General features: G+C 35.1%; 14 protein-coding genes. 7 read left to right on the top strand and 7 right to left on the bottom strand.

The window, feature by feature from the left end; genetic code table 11:
• Positions 1 to 32 precede the first annotated feature (32 nt).
• Positions 33 to 1,154 carry a lactonase family protein gene (locus tag BW983_RS03550; protein ID WP_317048118.1) on the bottom strand — a complete coding sequence of 374 codons (1,122 nt, stop codon included), beginning with the start codon at positions 1,152 to 1,154 and terminating at the stop codon, positions 33 to 35.
• Between the two features lie 481 nt (positions 1,155 to 1,635).
• Between BW983_RS03550 and BW983_RS03545 the strand changes: the two genes are divergently transcribed.
• Genes BW983_RS03545 through BW983_RS03530 form a run of 4 tightly spaced genes read left to right on the top strand, consistent with a single transcriptional unit; the run spans position 1,636 to position 7,167 of the window.
• A complete protein-coding gene (locus BW983_RS03545; RefSeq protein ID WP_076549966.1) occupies positions 1,636 to 2,079 on the top strand; it encodes a hypothetical protein in 444 nt (147 codons plus the stop codon).
• Positions 2,076 to 4,163: a GMC oxidoreductase gene (locus BW983_RS03540; RefSeq protein ID WP_076549964.1), complete on the top strand. Its 2,088-nt coding sequence runs from the start codon at positions 2,076 to 2,078 to the stop codon at positions 4,161 to 4,163. The genes BW983_RS03545 and BW983_RS03540 overlap by 4 nt, the downstream gene beginning before the upstream one ends.
• 4 nt (positions 4,164 to 4,167) lie before the next feature.
• Positions 4,168 to 5,622 carry a ferritin-like domain-containing protein gene (locus BW983_RS03535; RefSeq protein WP_139329213.1) on the top strand — a complete coding sequence of 485 codons (1,455 nt, stop codon included), beginning with the start codon at positions 4,168 to 4,170 and terminating at the stop codon, positions 5,620 to 5,622.
• 18 nt (positions 5,623 to 5,640) lie between these two features.
• Positions 5,641 to 7,167, top strand: a complete 1,527-nt coding sequence (locus tag BW983_RS03530; protein WP_228408947.1) for a peroxidase, FMP-type — start codon at positions 5,641 to 5,643, stop codon at positions 7,165 to 7,167.
• An 89-nt stretch (positions 7,168 to 7,256) separates the two neighbouring features.
• Here the strand turns inward: BW983_RS03530 and BW983_RS03525 are convergent, their stop codons facing one another.
• Both BW983_RS03525 and BW983_RS03520 read right to left on the bottom strand, forming a co-directional pair.
• Positions 7,257 to 7,895 carry a TetR/AcrR family transcriptional regulator gene (locus tag BW983_RS03525; protein WP_076549961.1) on the bottom strand — a complete coding sequence of 213 codons (639 nt, stop codon included), beginning with the start codon at positions 7,893 to 7,895 and terminating at the stop codon, positions 7,257 to 7,259.
• 277 nt (positions 7,896 to 8,172) lie between these two features.
• On the bottom strand, positions 8,173 to 8,811 hold the full coding sequence (locus BW983_RS03520; protein ID WP_076549960.1) for a TetR/AcrR family transcriptional regulator: 639 nt from the start codon (positions 8,809 to 8,811) through the stop codon (positions 8,173 to 8,175).
• Between the two features lie 520 nt (positions 8,812 to 9,331).
• Between BW983_RS03520 and BW983_RS03515 the strand changes: the two genes are divergently transcribed.
• Both BW983_RS03515 and BW983_RS03510 read left to right on the top strand, forming a co-directional pair.
• Positions 9,332 to 9,595, top strand: coding sequence for a hypothetical protein (locus tag BW983_RS03515; protein WP_076549958.1), 264 nt, complete (start codon positions 9,332 to 9,334; stop codon positions 9,593 to 9,595).
• A 422-nt stretch (positions 9,596 to 10,017) separates the two neighbouring features.
• On the top strand, positions 10,018 to 10,377 hold the full coding sequence (locus BW983_RS03510; protein ID WP_065393178.1) for a prevent-host-death protein: 360 nt from the start codon (positions 10,018 to 10,020) through the stop codon (positions 10,375 to 10,377).
• Positions 10,378 to 10,708: 331 nt separating this feature from the next.
• Here the strand turns inward: BW983_RS03510 and BW983_RS03505 are convergent, their stop codons facing one another.
• The 4 genes from BW983_RS03505 to BW983_RS03490 form a co-directional block, all read right to left on the bottom strand.
• Entirely contained in the window at positions 10,709 to 11,389 is a 681-nt protein-coding gene (locus BW983_RS03505) for a MarR family winged helix-turn-helix transcriptional regulator (RefSeq protein ID WP_076549957.1), read from the bottom strand.
• Between the two features lie 63 nt (positions 11,390 to 11,452).
• Positions 11,453 to 12,481 (bottom strand): ferrochelatase, encoded by a 1,029-nt coding sequence (hemH, locus tag BW983_RS03500; RefSeq protein WP_076549955.1) that lies wholly within the window; start codon positions 12,479 to 12,481, stop codon positions 11,453 to 11,455.
• A gap of 36 nt (positions 12,482 to 12,517) precedes the next feature.
• Positions 12,518 to 13,801 (bottom strand): cryptochrome/photolyase family protein, encoded by a 1,284-nt coding sequence (locus tag BW983_RS03495; protein ID WP_076549954.1) that lies wholly within the window; start codon positions 13,799 to 13,801, stop codon positions 12,518 to 12,520.
• Positions 13,802 to 14,092: 291 nt separating this feature from the next.
• Positions 14,093 to 14,392, bottom strand: coding sequence for a hypothetical protein (locus BW983_RS03490; RefSeq protein WP_084184293.1), 300 nt, complete (start codon positions 14,390 to 14,392; stop codon positions 14,093 to 14,095).
• A 620-nt stretch (positions 14,393 to 15,012) separates the two neighbouring features.
• On the opposite strand from BW983_RS03490, the gene BW983_RS03485 reads away from it, so the two are divergent.
• Positions 15,013 to 16,020, top strand: a complete 1,008-nt coding sequence (locus BW983_RS03485; RefSeq protein WP_076549952.1) for a LacI family DNA-binding transcriptional regulator — start codon at positions 15,013 to 15,015, stop codon at positions 16,018 to 16,020.
• Positions 16,021 to 16,052: the final 32 nt, after the last annotated feature.

Genomic DNA, 16,052 nt, shown 5'->3' with positions numbered 1-16,052 from the left:
CCACACTATTATTTTGCTTTGCGTTAAAATTCCTAATATTTCCTGATCTGCACAGAAGATACACTCTCCATTCTCCCACTCTTTCCTGTTTTTTTTAATAATCCTGTTTCGGGATCTCTTTTAAACACGGTAGCATTTCCGCTACCAGCATTAGTGGCGATTAAAAATTTTCCGGTACTGTCAATAGCAAAAACTCTTGGATGTTTTCCACCTGTAGGCTGATACCCTACTGTTTTCAGTGTTCCATCGTTTTGAATTGAAAATATGGCAATATTATTCTCACCTCCACGATTCGAGGCATATAGAAACCTCCCATCCGGGGAAATATGAATGTCTGAGCTTTCAAAATTATCCTTGGTCTCATCTGAATGTGTATTCATCCTCTGAATACTTTTTAAAATGCCATTTTCGTATGCATAAGCACTCACCGCTCCTGCCATTTCTTCAATGCAATAAGCAAACTTACCGTTTGGATGAAAAGTAAAATGCCTTGGTCCGCTTCCCGGAGTAGTGGGTGTAAAAGGTACTTCAGCAGCTTGTAAAGGTTCTGGTTTATTGCTATCAAACTTATAAGCCCTAATCTTATCAGCACCTAAATCGGGCAAAAAAACATAATTATAATCCGGAGAAAAAACGGTAGAATGAATATGGGCACGGTCTTGTCTGTCCGGGTCTATACTTCCTTCCGAAAACTGAAAATTCTGAACACTTGACTCTATCCTTCCGTGTTCAGTAAGAGGATAAACAGAGGTACTTCCTTCGGTATAATTCCCCACCATCAGCCACTTGCCATTTTTATGAGCAGATACATAAACAGGATTTTCGCCGCCACTTTTTTGGCTATTAATGAATGTCAATGACTTTTTTTCGGGATTAAATTCAAAACTGCTTACACTGCCACCGTTCTTCGTTTTACTTTCCGTACAGGCAAAAATATATTTCCCATTGGGAGATAAGGTTAAAAATGAAGGATTAACTATTCCTTTAAGAGAGGTTACTTTCGAGAGTTTACCTTTGTCTGTATTAAGTTTATAAACATAGATTCCATCTTTCTCTTTATCTCGGTTAAATGATCCGAAAAACACATACGTATCCTGTGCTGATAATTTTATACCTGATAAAATCACAAGCATCACGCTTATTACCCTTTTCAATTTTTATTAGTTTTTTAAATGTTGGGGGGAATATAATAGTTGAAACGCAAATATATGGAGTCATTGGTATTTAATGTGTTAAATATTTGATAATTTATATAAAAACAGGGTTTAATTTAAATAAATCACATTTCAAATCTATTACCAATTACCAACATTTCTGTTCATGCTTATTTAAAATAATTCTAAACTAAGTGAAAACAGAACTCTACAAAACCCCTTCATATAAAGGCTTTCAAAGAAACAATAAACACATCCAAATAAAAATTACGTATAAATACTGAATCTTTTGCAATCATATCTAATTATTTTTGAATAAACAAAATTGATAACAATGGATAGCTTAAAAAACAAACAATTATTTCTAAAAAAAGAGATGAGTTTTGCAATGGTATCCCGAAAAGTGTGACAGACTTAGTGAATCAACAGGCTGCTCCTCATAGTGGGAGCTGAAGATACTTTAACATCAAATTTTAACGAAATGATTATTAACAAAATCCTCAACGTCGATGATTATTATTTCGACGTGTTTATGTCGATCTCAGAAGCGCTCACCGGATTATCTGCTAACGAACTACAGTCTACCGGTCTTGCTACAGATTATTACACCTACATTTTAAAGAGTTTAGAAGGTCCCACCTTCGTAGAATTCCTTACAATTTCCAAAGACATTCTCGATAAAGCGACTACTAAAAATGAACTAAAGAATGCCATTACATCACAAATCATAGCTAATTCCGGGATGAATGATATGGCTGGGAAACTGATGACGCTTTGGTATCTGGGAACCTGGGAAGGTGCTTATATTAATGACCGCTCTTATAAAGAAGGTCTTGTCTGGAACGTTATGCACGCTCATCCGCCTGGTGCTAAACAACCTGGTTATAAATCGTGGAATATTCAACCTGTAAACAGTAACTCATGAGCCAGAACGAAATAAAAAAAGATGTGATCATCGTAGGAACGGGGATCGCAGGATCATTGATCGCAAAACTTCTTACCGATCATGTATTTGACAGCACAAAAGGAAAAATGGTTCATCGTGCAGATGCTCAGAAGTCTGATAACATTCAAGAGTTATCTGTATTGATGTTTGAAGCCGGACTGGAAGCCGGAACGGAACTGGATTCGGTATCCTCCATGACTAATTATAATGAGTATATCCGTACTTATTATATGGAGGCAGCAAAAGTTCCCAATTCTCCGTACCCCAATCTGAAACAGGCTCCTTCACCGAATGTTCTGGATATGGAACAAATTACTCCCCCATTTCCTGACAAAACTGGGTATCTGGTACAGTTCGGACCTATGCCGTTTGCCAGTGATGCCATCAGAGTTGGTGGCGGAACAACCCTTCACTGGCTGGGAACAACTCCAAGGATGCTCCCTAACGACTTTAAGCTTACGGATAAATACGGGATTAAAGTAGATCACCCCAATAGTAAGGAAAAAACTTCCATCAACTGGCCTATAGAGTATGAGGAATTAAAGCCTTATTATGAAATGGCAGAGTTTGAAATCGGGGTTTCCGGTAATGTTTCGAGACAGGAATATCCTATTTCTGAAAGTATGGAACAATATTATGGTGATTATGTTTTCCCGATGGAAGAAATTCCTCAGAGTTATATGGATCAAAAGATCATTGACGGGCTTTCAGGAACAAGCGTTCAGCTAAATTCTGAAAATATCCCGCTATTATTGGTACCATCGCCGCAGGGAAGAAATTCTATTCCGAATCCTAAATACGGAAATACAAGGATCATTAAAGCTGAAACACAGGATACAGGCTACAAACTTGTTCTAGACAGTTCTGAAAAAGAGGAATATAAAGCTTTAGGCTCCGTCTGGAATCCTTATATGGGTGAACGCTGTGAAGGAAATGCTTCATGTGTACCGATCTGCCCTGTTCAGGCTAAATATAATGCATTAAAGACTTTGAAAAAAGCTCTATACAAGATCAACGACAACAACAACCTCAGCAGAAATCATAATCTCGAAATAAAGGCTCAGAGTGTTGTCTACAAGCTAAGTGTAGATCAGAATGATAAGGATAAAATTTCAAAAGTTCATGTAAGAAGATATACTTCAAAGGATAAAACGGATTTTATTGAAGAAGCATTCGATACTTCGAACACAATTGTTATTCTGGCAGCCAATGCTTTTGAGAATCCAAAGATTTTATTGAATTCTAAATACATGGTAATGGAAAACGGCAAAAAAGTTGAAAAAACAGCGGCTAACCGTAGTGATCAGGTAGGAAGAAACCTGATGGATCATATGGTGATGCTTACATGGGGGCTTTTCCCTGAAGCTGTCTATCCGTACAGAGGTCCTGGTTCTACTACCAATATTTCGTCTTTCCGTGATGGAAATTTCAGAGGAGATTTTTCTGCTTGGATTTCTCCGCTTGACAATTGGGGCTGGGGCTGGCCAGCATTTTCTCCAGGATCTGATGTGGGAGAATTTATCGAAAAGGGATTTTTTGGGGCAGAGTTACGAAATGCTTTAACAGATAGGCTTTCCCGCCAGGTTTTATTTCATTTTGAAATTGAGCAGCTTCCACACCCAAACAACAGAGTGACGATTAATGATCAGTATATGGATGCTTTAGGAATTCCGCGCCCTGTAATTCATTATGCCTTGACAGATTATGAAATGAAGGCTATGGAACAGGCAAAATCAGCTTCGGACCAGATGTTTGAAAGACTGGGAATTAAAGATTTCACTTCTTACACCGAGGCAGATAAAAACTCTGTCATGTACAATGGAGTAAGATATTCTTACAACGGAGCGGGTCATATTGTAGGAACTCACAGAATGGGTTCTTCCCCGGATGATTCTGTCACAAACAGCTATTGTAAATCCTGGGATCACCCGAATTTATATATCGTAGGGGCTGGAAATATGACCACTCTGGGAACTTCAAATCCTACTTTAACTTTATCTGCATTCACTATTCGTTCGGTGGAATCTATATTAGCCGACCTTGAAACTCAACTTAAAAATTAAAATCATGAGACAAAGACTTATCAATAAAACAGAACCACAGGAAACTTCATCACCATCTTCCAGAATCGCTGGCAGAAGCGCCGTTGTTGCTGAAGCTACATCATTACAATCTTTATTATTTGATTCCAATATCAATAGAGAAGAATGGATTGAAGGATTGAAACATCACAGTAAAATTTTAACTAATCTTTTGCTTAACGACCAGGTTAAAGAATTCGATCAGTATTTAAGATCTGAATTTAGTTCCGAACTTCCTGAAGGAAAAAAAGGACTAAAAGATATAGATTACCGCCCGGTTTTACAGGATCTGCTGCAAACAGCTATTCTTATTGAGCACTCTACTATTCCGCCTTACCTTACCGCTTTATATTCTATTCAGGACGGAACTAATGCATTGGCATCTCAAATCATCAGAAGTGTTGCTGTAGAAGAAATGCTGCACCTGATCATGGTCTGTAATGTTTTGAATGCTATTAATATTCAACCTTCAGTCAATAAGCAGCAAAACTACCCTACTTATCCAATGAAATTGCCTATGAATGTCGATTTCTATGTAGGTTTAGAAACATTTTCTACCAATAGCATTGCTACATTTATTGCGATTGAAAGTCCAAGTAATCCTTTGGTAAAAGCACCACAATCAGCTCCTGAAGTTGAATCAGAAAGGGTATTTGCTTCAAGATCTGTAGCACAGCAGGAAAGCAATTTCTGGACTCTGGAAAATATGAAGGGTTTCATTATGGAAAACGTACATACCATTGGTGAGTATTATGATGTTTTATTTTTCTATATCACCATTTTCCAGATTATCGCTTATTACAACGAGCATGGTACGCTTCCACAAAGCTTCAATGATATCAATACGGGAGGTATTTTCACCGGAGATCCTTCAAAACAAATCCGTCCTGAGCAATATTACGGAAGTGGTGGAAAATTACATTCTGTAGAAGCTTTGGAAGGTGTAATCGCTGTTTTCCAGGAAATCAAAGGTCAGGGAGAAGGCGCTGATGATTCTATTTTTGATGTGGATCCGTCTCAGTTTGAGGAGGGTGCAGAACTGGCGCATTATTTCAGATTTAAAGAGATCTTCCATGAACATTTTTACGTAGGTGGAAACTACAAGCCTTTTATGGACGAGAATGGAATGATGCCTGTAACAACTCCTCCAACAGGAAAAGCATTGGAAGTTAACTGGAATGCGGCTTATCCTATGAAAGAAAACCCTAAACTGAGTGACTATTCCGGTAATGCAGAATTACACGCTCAGGGAGTTGAATTCAATAAAACTTATAGAAAGTTATTAGATGCAATTCAAAGTGCTGTGGAAGGTAACCAACGGGAACTTGAAAAATCAATTATGTACATGTATGCCCTGAAGGAACAAGCTGTTAATCTATTAAAACAGCCTTTGGATTCTCAGTATAATGCGGGACCTACTTTTGAATATATCGATCTATAATCATAAAACTAATATATCATGCTTAAACGTAAAAAAGAAAATCTTGGGACGGATGGACAGGTTCTCCGTCAAAGAGTAAGTGAAAACCGAGGGTATTTAGAACAGTTAATGGATGGCTATTCAAAGCTTGCCATTGATGATCCTGTGACTCCTTTTAAAGAAGAAAATCTTGATGAAATAGGAAGAAATGTAGATTATGGTATTCTGGAAGCCCTGAACGGAACCTGGGTGAGTTATAATGTGAACTACAACAACAATATTACCAAGCCTTCATTAGCTAGTGGAATTCATACCACCATTATGCCTTCTCCAGGTACAAACCCGGGAACGATTCCCGGAAAGTTCAGTTTTGACTGTGAGGAATATATTGAAAAATTAACTTTTTCTCTGGTGCCGGGAGGAGTTCGAAACCGTGGGGGTGCAAGTGAACTGTTTTGTGGGGCTGTTAAATATGAACAAACCATAAAAAGCGTAAATACCGTAGAAGGACAAGATGCTTTAAAATATACTCCTATTCATGAAGAAAACGGAATGTACCTTTGGCTGAGTGATGTTTATAACCATGCTGCCACCAAAGAATCCATTGAAAAAGATCGTGGTATCCATGCTGTTTCAACATCGGATGAGAAAAACTACGGTTATAAAGGAAAATATAGAGATGAACCTCTTCTAAGAATTTCTCCGGATGGGCAGGAAAAGAAATATATTCTTCAAAGTGAATTACAGCCGGGACAGCCTTATTATGAAATCATTCCGGCACAGGAATTAAAGCCGGGTGCTGGGCTTGATGGTCCTTATTTCATCCCCGACTACTCTATTTCACGAAGCGGCGTCATTCCTCATGGCAGTACTATTACTTTACTGGGTGATATTGCTCCTCAGGGAAACAGTTATCTGATCACAGGTTCTCCTGTATTCCCTTATGGCAAAGAAGCATGGCAGCCTAAACATCTTTCTATTTCACGTACAATGGGAGGCGCAGGAGTAAAGCCTGATGATCTTATCGATCTTGATAAGCCAGCACCAGACTGGGTACATGAAACTCTGGATGATGTAAACGACAAAGGCTCTAATAAAATCTACACTCAGCGAATTCTTGCCGATGATCTGTATCCTTATTCTGTAAGACCGGATTTGAGACTTCGTGATACATTAAAAGGTCAGGAAGTAAGTAATTATGTTCTGGTTAAAATGACTTCCAAAATGAAAACCGGTGCACAGGGTGGAATTTTGAATGTTCCGTTTGTAAACCGCTTCGTTCCCACTGTGAATGTGGATATGCATATGTGGATAGAAACTGTCATTGAAAATGGAAAAGAAATTCTTCAGCTGCAATATGAGCAAATTGTTTTCTTTGAATTTGATTTTGGAAATGATGGAGGTACCACAAGCTGGCCTCATATTCAGACCAACACACTCCGTAAACTGGAAGATATTCCTGAAGATCAGAGAAAAGTGATCGAAGAACAGTTCTTCGCAAAACCAGACCCTATTACTGGCAACACAATCAATCCACCAGTAGGATGTCCTTATCACAAAGAGTAAATCATCTGTAAATTATAATAAGTAAAGAGGTAAGCAATTGCCTCTTTTGTTATTTAAAATTTAAAAGAGAGGTGAACATATCCAGTACACTATAAGTTGTCATAGCTTTGTTTCAACAGGAAAGATACGGCTCCTTTAATTTTATCACGTCCTTTAAGGCTGTCAACGTCTACTCCGCAAAAAATATTACCGTTTATTTCAGCAAACATATTCAGATAATACAGCCCGGAAACCATAATAGCCATTATCGCACGAAAATCTTCACAACGATCTTCAAAATAAGAGTCTATCATCAGGTTAAAAATATATTCTCCGTTCTCTTCCTGGGTATCAGTAAGTTTCTTCAGTGATTTTCGGGATTCAGACAGGCGCCAAAGTAGCAGCTTTTGAGCTTCTTTATTTTTGTAAACATAATCATACTGGGAAAGAAGCATTTCTTCCATAAATATTTTTCCCCCATCATCTAATCTTGGTTTAATTTTTTCAACTTCTTCGGTAGTCATTTTACTCCAGTAATCCTGAGAACGGATATACTCATCAATAAGACCGTTGATGCCGCCAAAATAGGTATAAATCATTTTCTTATCCACACCTGCTGTGGCTGCAATATCATTTATTTTCAATGCTGTATGTCCTTTTGTTCTGAGGATTTCCCCTACTGCATCAAGAAATTTTTCTTTACTCCGCTCCCTGTTCCGGATATTACCCGCTACTGATTTTCGTTCCATGGTTAGTGATTCAATTCTACAAGTTTATGAATTTTTTTAAAACTTTAGACACTTATTAGTGTCTTATTTCATTTTTTTTATATATTTGCACAAACTAACAACCATTCTATATATTTCAAAACACTGTTTAGGATGAGAAAAAGTAAAAACTATTTCGAACACTAAGGGTAAAAGCACTAAATGTAAACAGCACTACTAGATTTCTAATAGTGCTGTTTTTATTTAAAAGCAGGTAAGTTTAAATCATTTGCTATAAGCAGCAACGATCATATAAAATTTACAAGTTATCATAACTTTGTTCCACTAAAAAGGATATTGCTTTTTTAACTCTTTCGCGTCCTTCAGCAGAATTCATATCAAGACCGCAAAAAATACTTCCATTTACAGAAGCAAACATATTCAGATAATAGAGTCCGGAAACCATAATAGCCATTACTGCACGGAAATCTTCAGATTTTTCCTGAAAATGAGGCTCGAAAATATTATCAAAAATATGTTCTCCGTTTTCTTCCTGAGTGTCAATAAGTTTCCTCAAAGACTTTCGGGATTCGGATATACTCCAAAGCAATAGTTTTTGTGCTTCTTTGTTTTTATATACATAATCAAATTGAGACAGCAACATTTCTTCAATAAACTGTTTTCCGCCATCATTGATGTCCGGTATTATTTTATCGATTTTGTCATCTGTAACTTTAATCCAGTAATCCTGTGAACGAATATATTCATCGATGAGACCATCCATTCCTCCAAAATAGGTATAGATCATTTTCTTGTCTACTCCTGCTGTAGAAGCAATGTCATTGACTTTTAATCCTGCATAACCCTTGGTTTTCAGAATTTTTCCAACCGCGTCCAAAAATTTCTTTTTACTACGTTCTTTATTCCGGATACTGCCTGCTGCTGATTTTCTTTCCATGATGAGTCATTCAATTCTACAAGTTTATGAATTTTTTTTGTTATTTTAGACACTTCATAGTGTCTTATTTTGTATATTTGCGCCAAACTAAACCATTCTATATATAGAAAAGCACCATTTAGGTTAAAAAAAATGAAAAACAATTTTGATTACATTAATATTTAATGAATTAAAGTTCCAGACCACACGTAGGATTAAACGAAGAACTTCAGCAAACGGCAATAGCTGGCGACGAGGTAAATGGGTTGAAAATTCTCCGTCAGATGGTTCCCTCAGTAAAAGTAGTGTGAAGAAATGATGATTAATACAATTAATGATTAGGTATTTGAGACTGCAAAAACAATTGCCGTATTAACACAAATGATCATTTTGGATACCGATCACTTGGTAAAAACACTAGATGTAAACAGCACTGTTAGAACTCTAATAATGCTGTTTTTATTTTTGTATTTAATCTGTTTTCACTTTATTTTTTTTTAGTTATTATTGTAAAAACTAATCATCAAAACAAATTAATATCATGAAGAAAATTTTTATTCTATGTGGCTTGGTAGTTCTGACTGCCTGTTCCAATCCTACTGACAAAAAATATAATGAAGCTACTATGGCTGAGGATTTAGAAGCTATAGTCAAAAGCAAAAAATGGAACGAACAGGATGCAGGTTTATTTGCAGCGTGGCTGATAAGATCAAAACTGAAGGGAGAATCTATGGAAAACAAAACTTATCAGGGTATTTTGGAGGAAGCAAAAAAATATAAAGCTGAAGAAGCTTCAAAACAGTAAATTAGTTAATCTAACCAAGAAAAGAGATATTCAAGATATGTTTATCTCTTTATTTTATTCTTTTTAGAAATAGTATGGAATTCATTCTTTTGATGTCATTCCGAGTATTATCTTATTCTAAAATATATCAAATTATGTTTATAAAAATTTTAACTTTATTTTAACATTTCAAATATTGTTGAATTATTATTTTGAAAGATTAATTTTTTAAGTTTTAAAAGATTTTTCTATTTTCCTTATTATCAATATATTTCATCCTTTTATTCTTTATTTTTTAAATTTTTCATTCGCAAAAAAGACCTTTTTATGAGTTACATTTAAGATAATTTAGGCAAAAATCGATCATTATGATGGGAAGGTTCTATCAAATAAAGCTATTTTTTGGCATAATTAAACCTATATTTACCGAAATTTAATTTATAATGAATTATAAGCTTGAGCTCAATACGCAGGAGCCTAACTCTAAAATTGTTTTTCACAACATCATATTTGATGCATTCAAGATTAATCTGGTTGAAAGATATATAGGATCAATGAAGGCTCGTCCTACATTATGTGAGGTTTTATTTAAGGTAAGAACTATAGATAATGAGATGATCAGCAGAAAAGATGGCAATACAAGAGTTAAGATTAAGGGAGATGATTTTGAAACGTATCAAAGATTAGCAAGAGTACTGAGTTCTTACGAATATAAAAACAAACTGCTTAACAGAAAAGAAGCAGAACAAAACTATGTTCATTTCATTCTGAGTCTTGTTATTGCTAATTATAATCTGAATTAATATTTTTTGATATTTTTTTTCTTGCCGGCACAAATTACTATTTTGTGACCTTTTTATAATTTGTATCTATTTTCTTCGTTTCACATCTGATCACCAAATTCTATTATTTTGGGTTGTTTGATGTGGTTTTCCAGAACCGAATTTCATCACGGAGATAGTTTAAACTCTATAATATATTAGCCTAGCAATACTTTAAAAGACTGCTAGGCTATACCGGTGCTTCAGGCATTTTTTATGCCTTAGATCAATGTAAAAAAATAAAACAAGGTAACTATATTCTTATATGAGCTTTAGGAGCCGGTTGTAAGGCAAGGCTGATACTTTGGAAATATCAAGAATTCTTAAATGCATACTCATCATATACCGTATTGATAAGCTGATCAGAATTGATATTTCGTGAAAAAATAGGATAATGAAAACGATCCAGTTTATTTAAAATACGAATAAGCTCCATCTTTTCATGATGGTTAAGATTTCCGGCTACGATATTGGTTGCCTGACGAATCTTTTCCATTTGACTTTCTAAGATCAATAATCCTCTTTCTGTAATACGGATTAGTTTACTGCGTTTATCCAAATCAGAATCTGTCTGTTCAATAAGCCCCTGACGTAAAAGCCTGGCAATAATAAGCATGCCCACAGGCTTATCATGAATATTTTTCTTAATAAGCGCCATCTTACTCATCTCACCAAAAGCCTTCAGATTAATCAGATAAATAAAATCTTCCTGAGTAGAGAATTCTGAATCTGAGATGGCAGACTTTGAGTAGGTTTTCGCATATCGGTTAAGATGCACAAGCAATGTACTTATGGCACTTTCCGCCGTTCTTCCATTTTCCTTCCCTTCCCAATAAGGTTCTTCAGCATGGTCTTGCTTATTACTATGATTCTTATCAGAAATCCATTCTTTAAAGCCTTGAATAGTTCCCGGATACGAAGCAGGAGATGTTTGAACTTCGGTTTCAAACTCCTGTAGCAAGTCTATAAAATCTTTAATAAGTGTATAATTCATATCCGTTAAATAGTTTACAAAAATACCTAATTCCTTAAAAAGTTACGCAATATATAATCAAAACTATAGTAAATAGAATTGATTAAGCTGCTCTTCACATAATATACGAATAACTTCAATCCAACGGTCCTCATCATTCAGACAAGGTATATAGGTGAATTTTTCACCACCAGCTTCCAGAAACTGCTCTTTTCCTTCAACGGAAATTTCTTCCAGGGTTTCCAGGCAATCGGAAACAAATGCAGGACAAACAATTGCAAGATTTTTAATTCCTTTTTGTGGAATGGTTTCTAATGTATGATCTGTATAAGGTTCTATCCATTTGTCTTTTCCTAATCTCGACTGAAAAGAAACAATAGTTTTACTTTTTGGCAATTCAAGCTTTCTGATAACACTATCTGTGGTATTAAAACACTGATGACGATAACAAAATGAATGACTGGGATTCGTATCCTTATGACAGCAATCGTTCATATTACACGTCTTTGTTGGATCTGTTTTGTAAATATGCCGTTCTGGAACACCATGGTAAGAAAATAATAAAGCATCAAAATCTTCTGGAAGTTTCTCTTTGATACTTTCCGCCAGACAGTCCGTATATAGATCCCGATTATAAAAAGGCTGTACGTAATTGATTCTTACCCCTGGAAATTTCTTCTTTCTGACCTCTTCTGCTTTTTCAATCACAGTTTCAGTGGTACTCATGGCATATTGTGGGTAAAGGGGAAACAGCACAATTTCCGTTATTCCTTTTTCAACAAGATTCCTGATCCCTGTCTCAATGCTTGGCTCAGCATATCTCATTCCTATTTCCACTGGGACGTCCATTAGTTTTTGAAGCTTTTTCTGAATCTTTTTGGTAATAACAATCAATGGTGAACCCTCATCCGTCCAAACCGTTTTATAAGCTTCGGCAGATTTGGCAGGTCTTGTTTTCAGGATAATTCCCTGAACAAGAAGCGCCCGAAATATCCAACGGTAATCAATTACCTTTTCGTCCATCAAAAATTCATCTAGATATTCCTTTACATCTTCTACCGCTGTAGATCTCGGCGAACCAAGATTGATTAATAAAATTCCTTTTTTAGCCAATGTTATTTATTTATTAGTGAATAGTTGTACTATCTGTTATTCTGCCAAAGCTTCTTTATAAACTTTTAAAGCTCTTTCTCTGGCTTTTGTATGCTCTACAATGGGTTCTTCCTTATAATCTTCCGGAAGCCACTTTCTGATATACTGAATATCTTTATCAAACTTTTTTGTTTGTTCATAGGGATTGAATATCCTGAAATAAGGTGCAGCATCACAACCACAGCCCGCAGCCCATTGCCAGTTTCCATTATTAGCTGCCAGGTCATAGTCTAGCAATTTTTCAGCAAAATAAGCCTCTCCCCACCGCCAATCAATAAGCAGATGCTTGGTAAGGAAACTTGCCGTGATCATTCTAACCCTGTTATGCATCAATCCGGTTTCATTGAGCTGTCTCATTCCGGCATCTACAATTGGATATCCCGTTTTACCTTCACACCAGGCTTTAAATTCTTTTTCATTGTTTCTCCAAACAATATTTTCATATTTCTTTTTAAAACACTGATGAACAACACTTGGAAAATGATATAGGATCTGCATGAGGAATTCCCTCCAGATAAGTTCATTAAGCCATACTTCATTATGTTTAACTGCATATTGCACACATTTCCGGATCGAAATAGTTCCAAAACGAAGTGCAGTTCCAAGATGACTTGTACGATCCTTTGCAGGAAAATCCCTGTACTTATCATAAGAATCTATTATACTGCTGTCCAGCTCTGGTTTTATAAATTCAAGATCTGTTTTCTCAAATCCAATTTCCTTTAATGAAAGGATTTCTGAAGGTCCATTATAATTTTCAAAATGAGCCCAATCTGTAGTAACCGTTTCTATTTTTTTCAAATTCTCCTTCCATTTCTTTGAGTAGGGAGTAAAAACAGTATAGGGAGAAAGGTCATTTTTTAAAATATTATTTTTTTCAAAGATGACCTGATCTTTAAAATTTTTAAATTGAATATGGTGCTTCAACAGCAAATCAGCAATCTTCCGATCCCGTTGTATGGCTTGCGGCTCATAATCCCTGTTGCTAAAGACAGTATCAATATTAAAATCCTGGATTATTTTTTCAAAGACCTCCTTCGGATTACCATAATAAACATACAGTCCACTATTGTGTTTTTTCAGCTCTTTATGAACCTGCTGTAAAGCCTGATGAATATAATCTACCCTTTTGTCATTTTTATTCTGAAGCTGGTTCAGTATCTCAGTATCAAAAATAAAAACCGGAATAACCTTTAACCCTGAATTAAGCGCATGATGAAGCCCTGTATTATCTTCCAATCTAAGATCTCTTCTGAACCAAAAAACATTCACTTTATTCATGATTTTATCTGTTTGATATATGTATATTCGTTTTTAATATTTGAACACAAATATACTAATAAACAAATTAAAAAGAATATTAATAAACTAATTTTTAAATAAAATAAGCTGCTCAGATAAGTAAGTACGGAACAAAAAAAACAATGAATATAGAATGAACAAAATTACACGAAGAAATAAATTTGCTATCTACAGACAATAATAATTTAAGATATAAATAAACTAAAATATTGACTAAAATAATAAATGCCCGGAACTAGAAGTCCCGGGCATTTATCTATTAAGCTACCATTAATTGGTTTTCTTTCTCCATTCCGCTTTCACATCTTCTGCAGCATCTTTGGTACTTTCCCAAGCTTCATCAGCCTTATCTTTAATATCTTCCCATGCATCTGAAAAGTTTGACTTTACTCTATCTAACCAATCTTCCTGAGTTGCTTCCTGATCATTATCTCTTTTTTCATTGATATAATCTTTAGCTTTATCTGCTAACTCATTGATTTTCCATTTTGCATCATCAGCTGCATTCTTTAAAGAGTTTTTTGTTTGATCTACTGCATTTTCCGCTTTGTTGTAATCTGAATTATTCATAATATAATATTTTAGTAATTGGTATATAAATAAACAATCTTCGTGCCTAAAAAATAATTCTTATGTTAAAAAAATATTAAAATTATTTTCTTCAGTAATAGATTTTTCCAATGATAATCTATCCCAATTTAAAGAAGCGGTAGGTATGTAAGTAATAGATATCTCCTATATCAAGCTTGTTTTTAACTCAGTTAATTAAAGCGCGAGCAGTAATTCATCAGTTTTCAGCACTCCTCATTTTGCAGTTATATCAAGTGTATCCGTTTAAGTATTCCAGATTGGGTAAAGAAATGAGCAGCTGTAATAGTAATGATGCTTAAAAAATTTCCTTGAGAATATATGTTTAATACTCTGAAAGCATATAATAATACAAAGATCCTATCAATATATCATTAAAAAAATTACTGGATAAACGTTTAACCAAATTTAATGGACACATTGGTATAATGTAACAATTTGTTAATATTAAAACAATCTTTTTAATACAACACGCTGAATAACAGCATATTACATTATGATTAAAAAATTCGCGAAATTACATTATTTTCTTAAACCACCAAAAAATCTTGCTATTGTTTTTTTCCTATTTTATGAAATACTTTTGTGATTTAAACGATTAAATGAAAAGACCTTCTATAAAAGATATTGCTACATTGGCAGGAGTTTCCGTAGCCACAGTATCTTATGTTCTCAACAGAAAGGAAGGACAACGCATTAGTGAAGAGACGCGGAAAAAAATTTTTGAAGTTGCTGAAACGATTAACTATACTCCCAATAAGATCGCAAAAAGCCTTAAAACCAATAAAACAAAGCTTCTGGGACTTATTGTAGCAGATATTTCTAATGAGTTCTATTCACATATGGCGAGGAGCCTGGAAGATAAGGCTTTAAAACTAGGCTATACTTTAATCATTGGTAGTTCTGATGAAAATGCAGAAAAATTTAAAAAACTTATAGAGCTTTTTTCACAACAACAAGTGGACGGAATGATCGTTGCTCCGGTATCCGGGTCAGAAAAAACACTTGAAAACCTCATCAATATTAAATACCCTATTGTAACCATTGACAGGTATCTTAAAGGGGTTACCATTCCCAGGATTACGATTGATAACCAGGAAATAACAGAAAGTACAACCAACTTACTCATCAGTAAGAATTTTAATAAAATAATCTATATAGGTTATGAAACTGAGCTTCCACACCTGCTGGACCGTCAGCACGGTTTTGAAAAGGCAATAAAATCTTCAGAAAAACCAGTTGATGTGCAGTATCTTTTGGTAGGATTAGAAAATATAGCTGAAGAAGTACATTTACAGTTAGGAAAGTTGCTGGGAAAAACACCGGAAAATAAAGCGCTCTATTTCTCCAGTAATAAACTTGCTGTAGCTGGTCTTTCCTATCTTGTTAAAAATAATATAAAAGTTCCGGGACAGGTATCTGTAGTAGCATTTGATGAAACTGATGCCTATGAACTTTTTCCAACAGAGATCACCTATATTCAACAGCCTATTAAAGAAATGGCTGAAGAGGCTATTAAATTGCTGGATGGGCAAATCAACAATTATGTAGAAACCGGAAAAAGGATTACATTATCAGCAAAACTTGTCTCTAAAGCCTCCTTACAATAACCTAATTTCCAGTCAAACATTTTTTTTACATA

It is taken from the genome of Chryseobacterium ureilyticum, from assembly GCF_900156735.1.
Lineage (GTDB): Bacteria > Bacteroidota > Bacteroidia > Flavobacteriales > Weeksellaceae > Chryseobacterium > Chryseobacterium ureilyticum.
The sequence above is the reverse complement of the archived record's forward strand: the minus strand, read 5'-3'. Positions and strand labels throughout refer to the sequence as shown.

Excerpts from the sequence above, each read along its gene's own strand:
- BW983_RS03505 (WP_076549957.1), bottom strand. The coding sequence starts at position 11,389 with ATGAATTATACACTTATTAAAGATTTTATAGACTTGCTACAGGAGTTT.
- BW983_RS03520 (WP_076549960.1), bottom strand. The coding sequence starts at position 8,811 with ATGGAAAGAAAATCAGCAGCAGGCAGTATCCGGAATAAAGAACGTAGT.
- BW983_RS03540 (WP_076549964.1), top strand. The coding sequence starts at position 2,076 with ATGAGCCAGAACGAAATAAAAAAAGATGTGATCATCGTAGGAACGGGG.
- BW983_RS03515 (WP_076549958.1), top strand. The coding sequence starts at position 9,332 with ATGAAGAAAATTTTTATTCTATGTGGCTTGGTAGTTCTGACTGCCTGT.
- BW983_RS03510 (WP_065393178.1), top strand. The coding sequence starts at position 10,018 with ATGAATTATAAGCTTGAGCTCAATACGCAGGAGCCTAACTCTAAAATT.
- BW983_RS03490 (WP_084184293.1), bottom strand. The coding sequence starts at position 14,392 with ATGAATAATTCAGATTACAACAAAGCGGAAAATGCAGTAGATCAAACA.
- BW983_RS03545 (WP_076549966.1), top strand. The coding sequence starts at position 1,636 with ATGATTATTAACAAAATCCTCAACGTCGATGATTATTATTTCGACGTG.
- BW983_RS03495 (WP_076549954.1), bottom strand. The coding sequence starts at position 13,801 with ATGAATAAAGTGAATGTTTTTTGGTTCAGAAGAGATCTTAGATTGGAA.
- BW983_RS03535 (WP_139329213.1), top strand. The coding sequence starts at position 4,168 with ATGAGACAAAGACTTATCAATAAAACAGAACCACAGGAAACTTCATCA.
- BW983_RS03485 (WP_076549952.1), top strand. The coding sequence starts at position 15,013 with ATGAAAAGACCTTCTATAAAAGATATTGCTACATTGGCAGGAGTTTCC.
- BW983_RS03525 (WP_076549961.1), bottom strand. The coding sequence starts at position 7,895 with ATGGAACGAAAATCAGTAGCGGGTAATATCCGGAACAGGGAGCGGAGT.
- BW983_RS03530 (WP_228408947.1), top strand. The coding sequence starts at position 5,641 with ATGCTTAAACGTAAAAAAGAAAATCTTGGGACGGATGGACAGGTTCTC.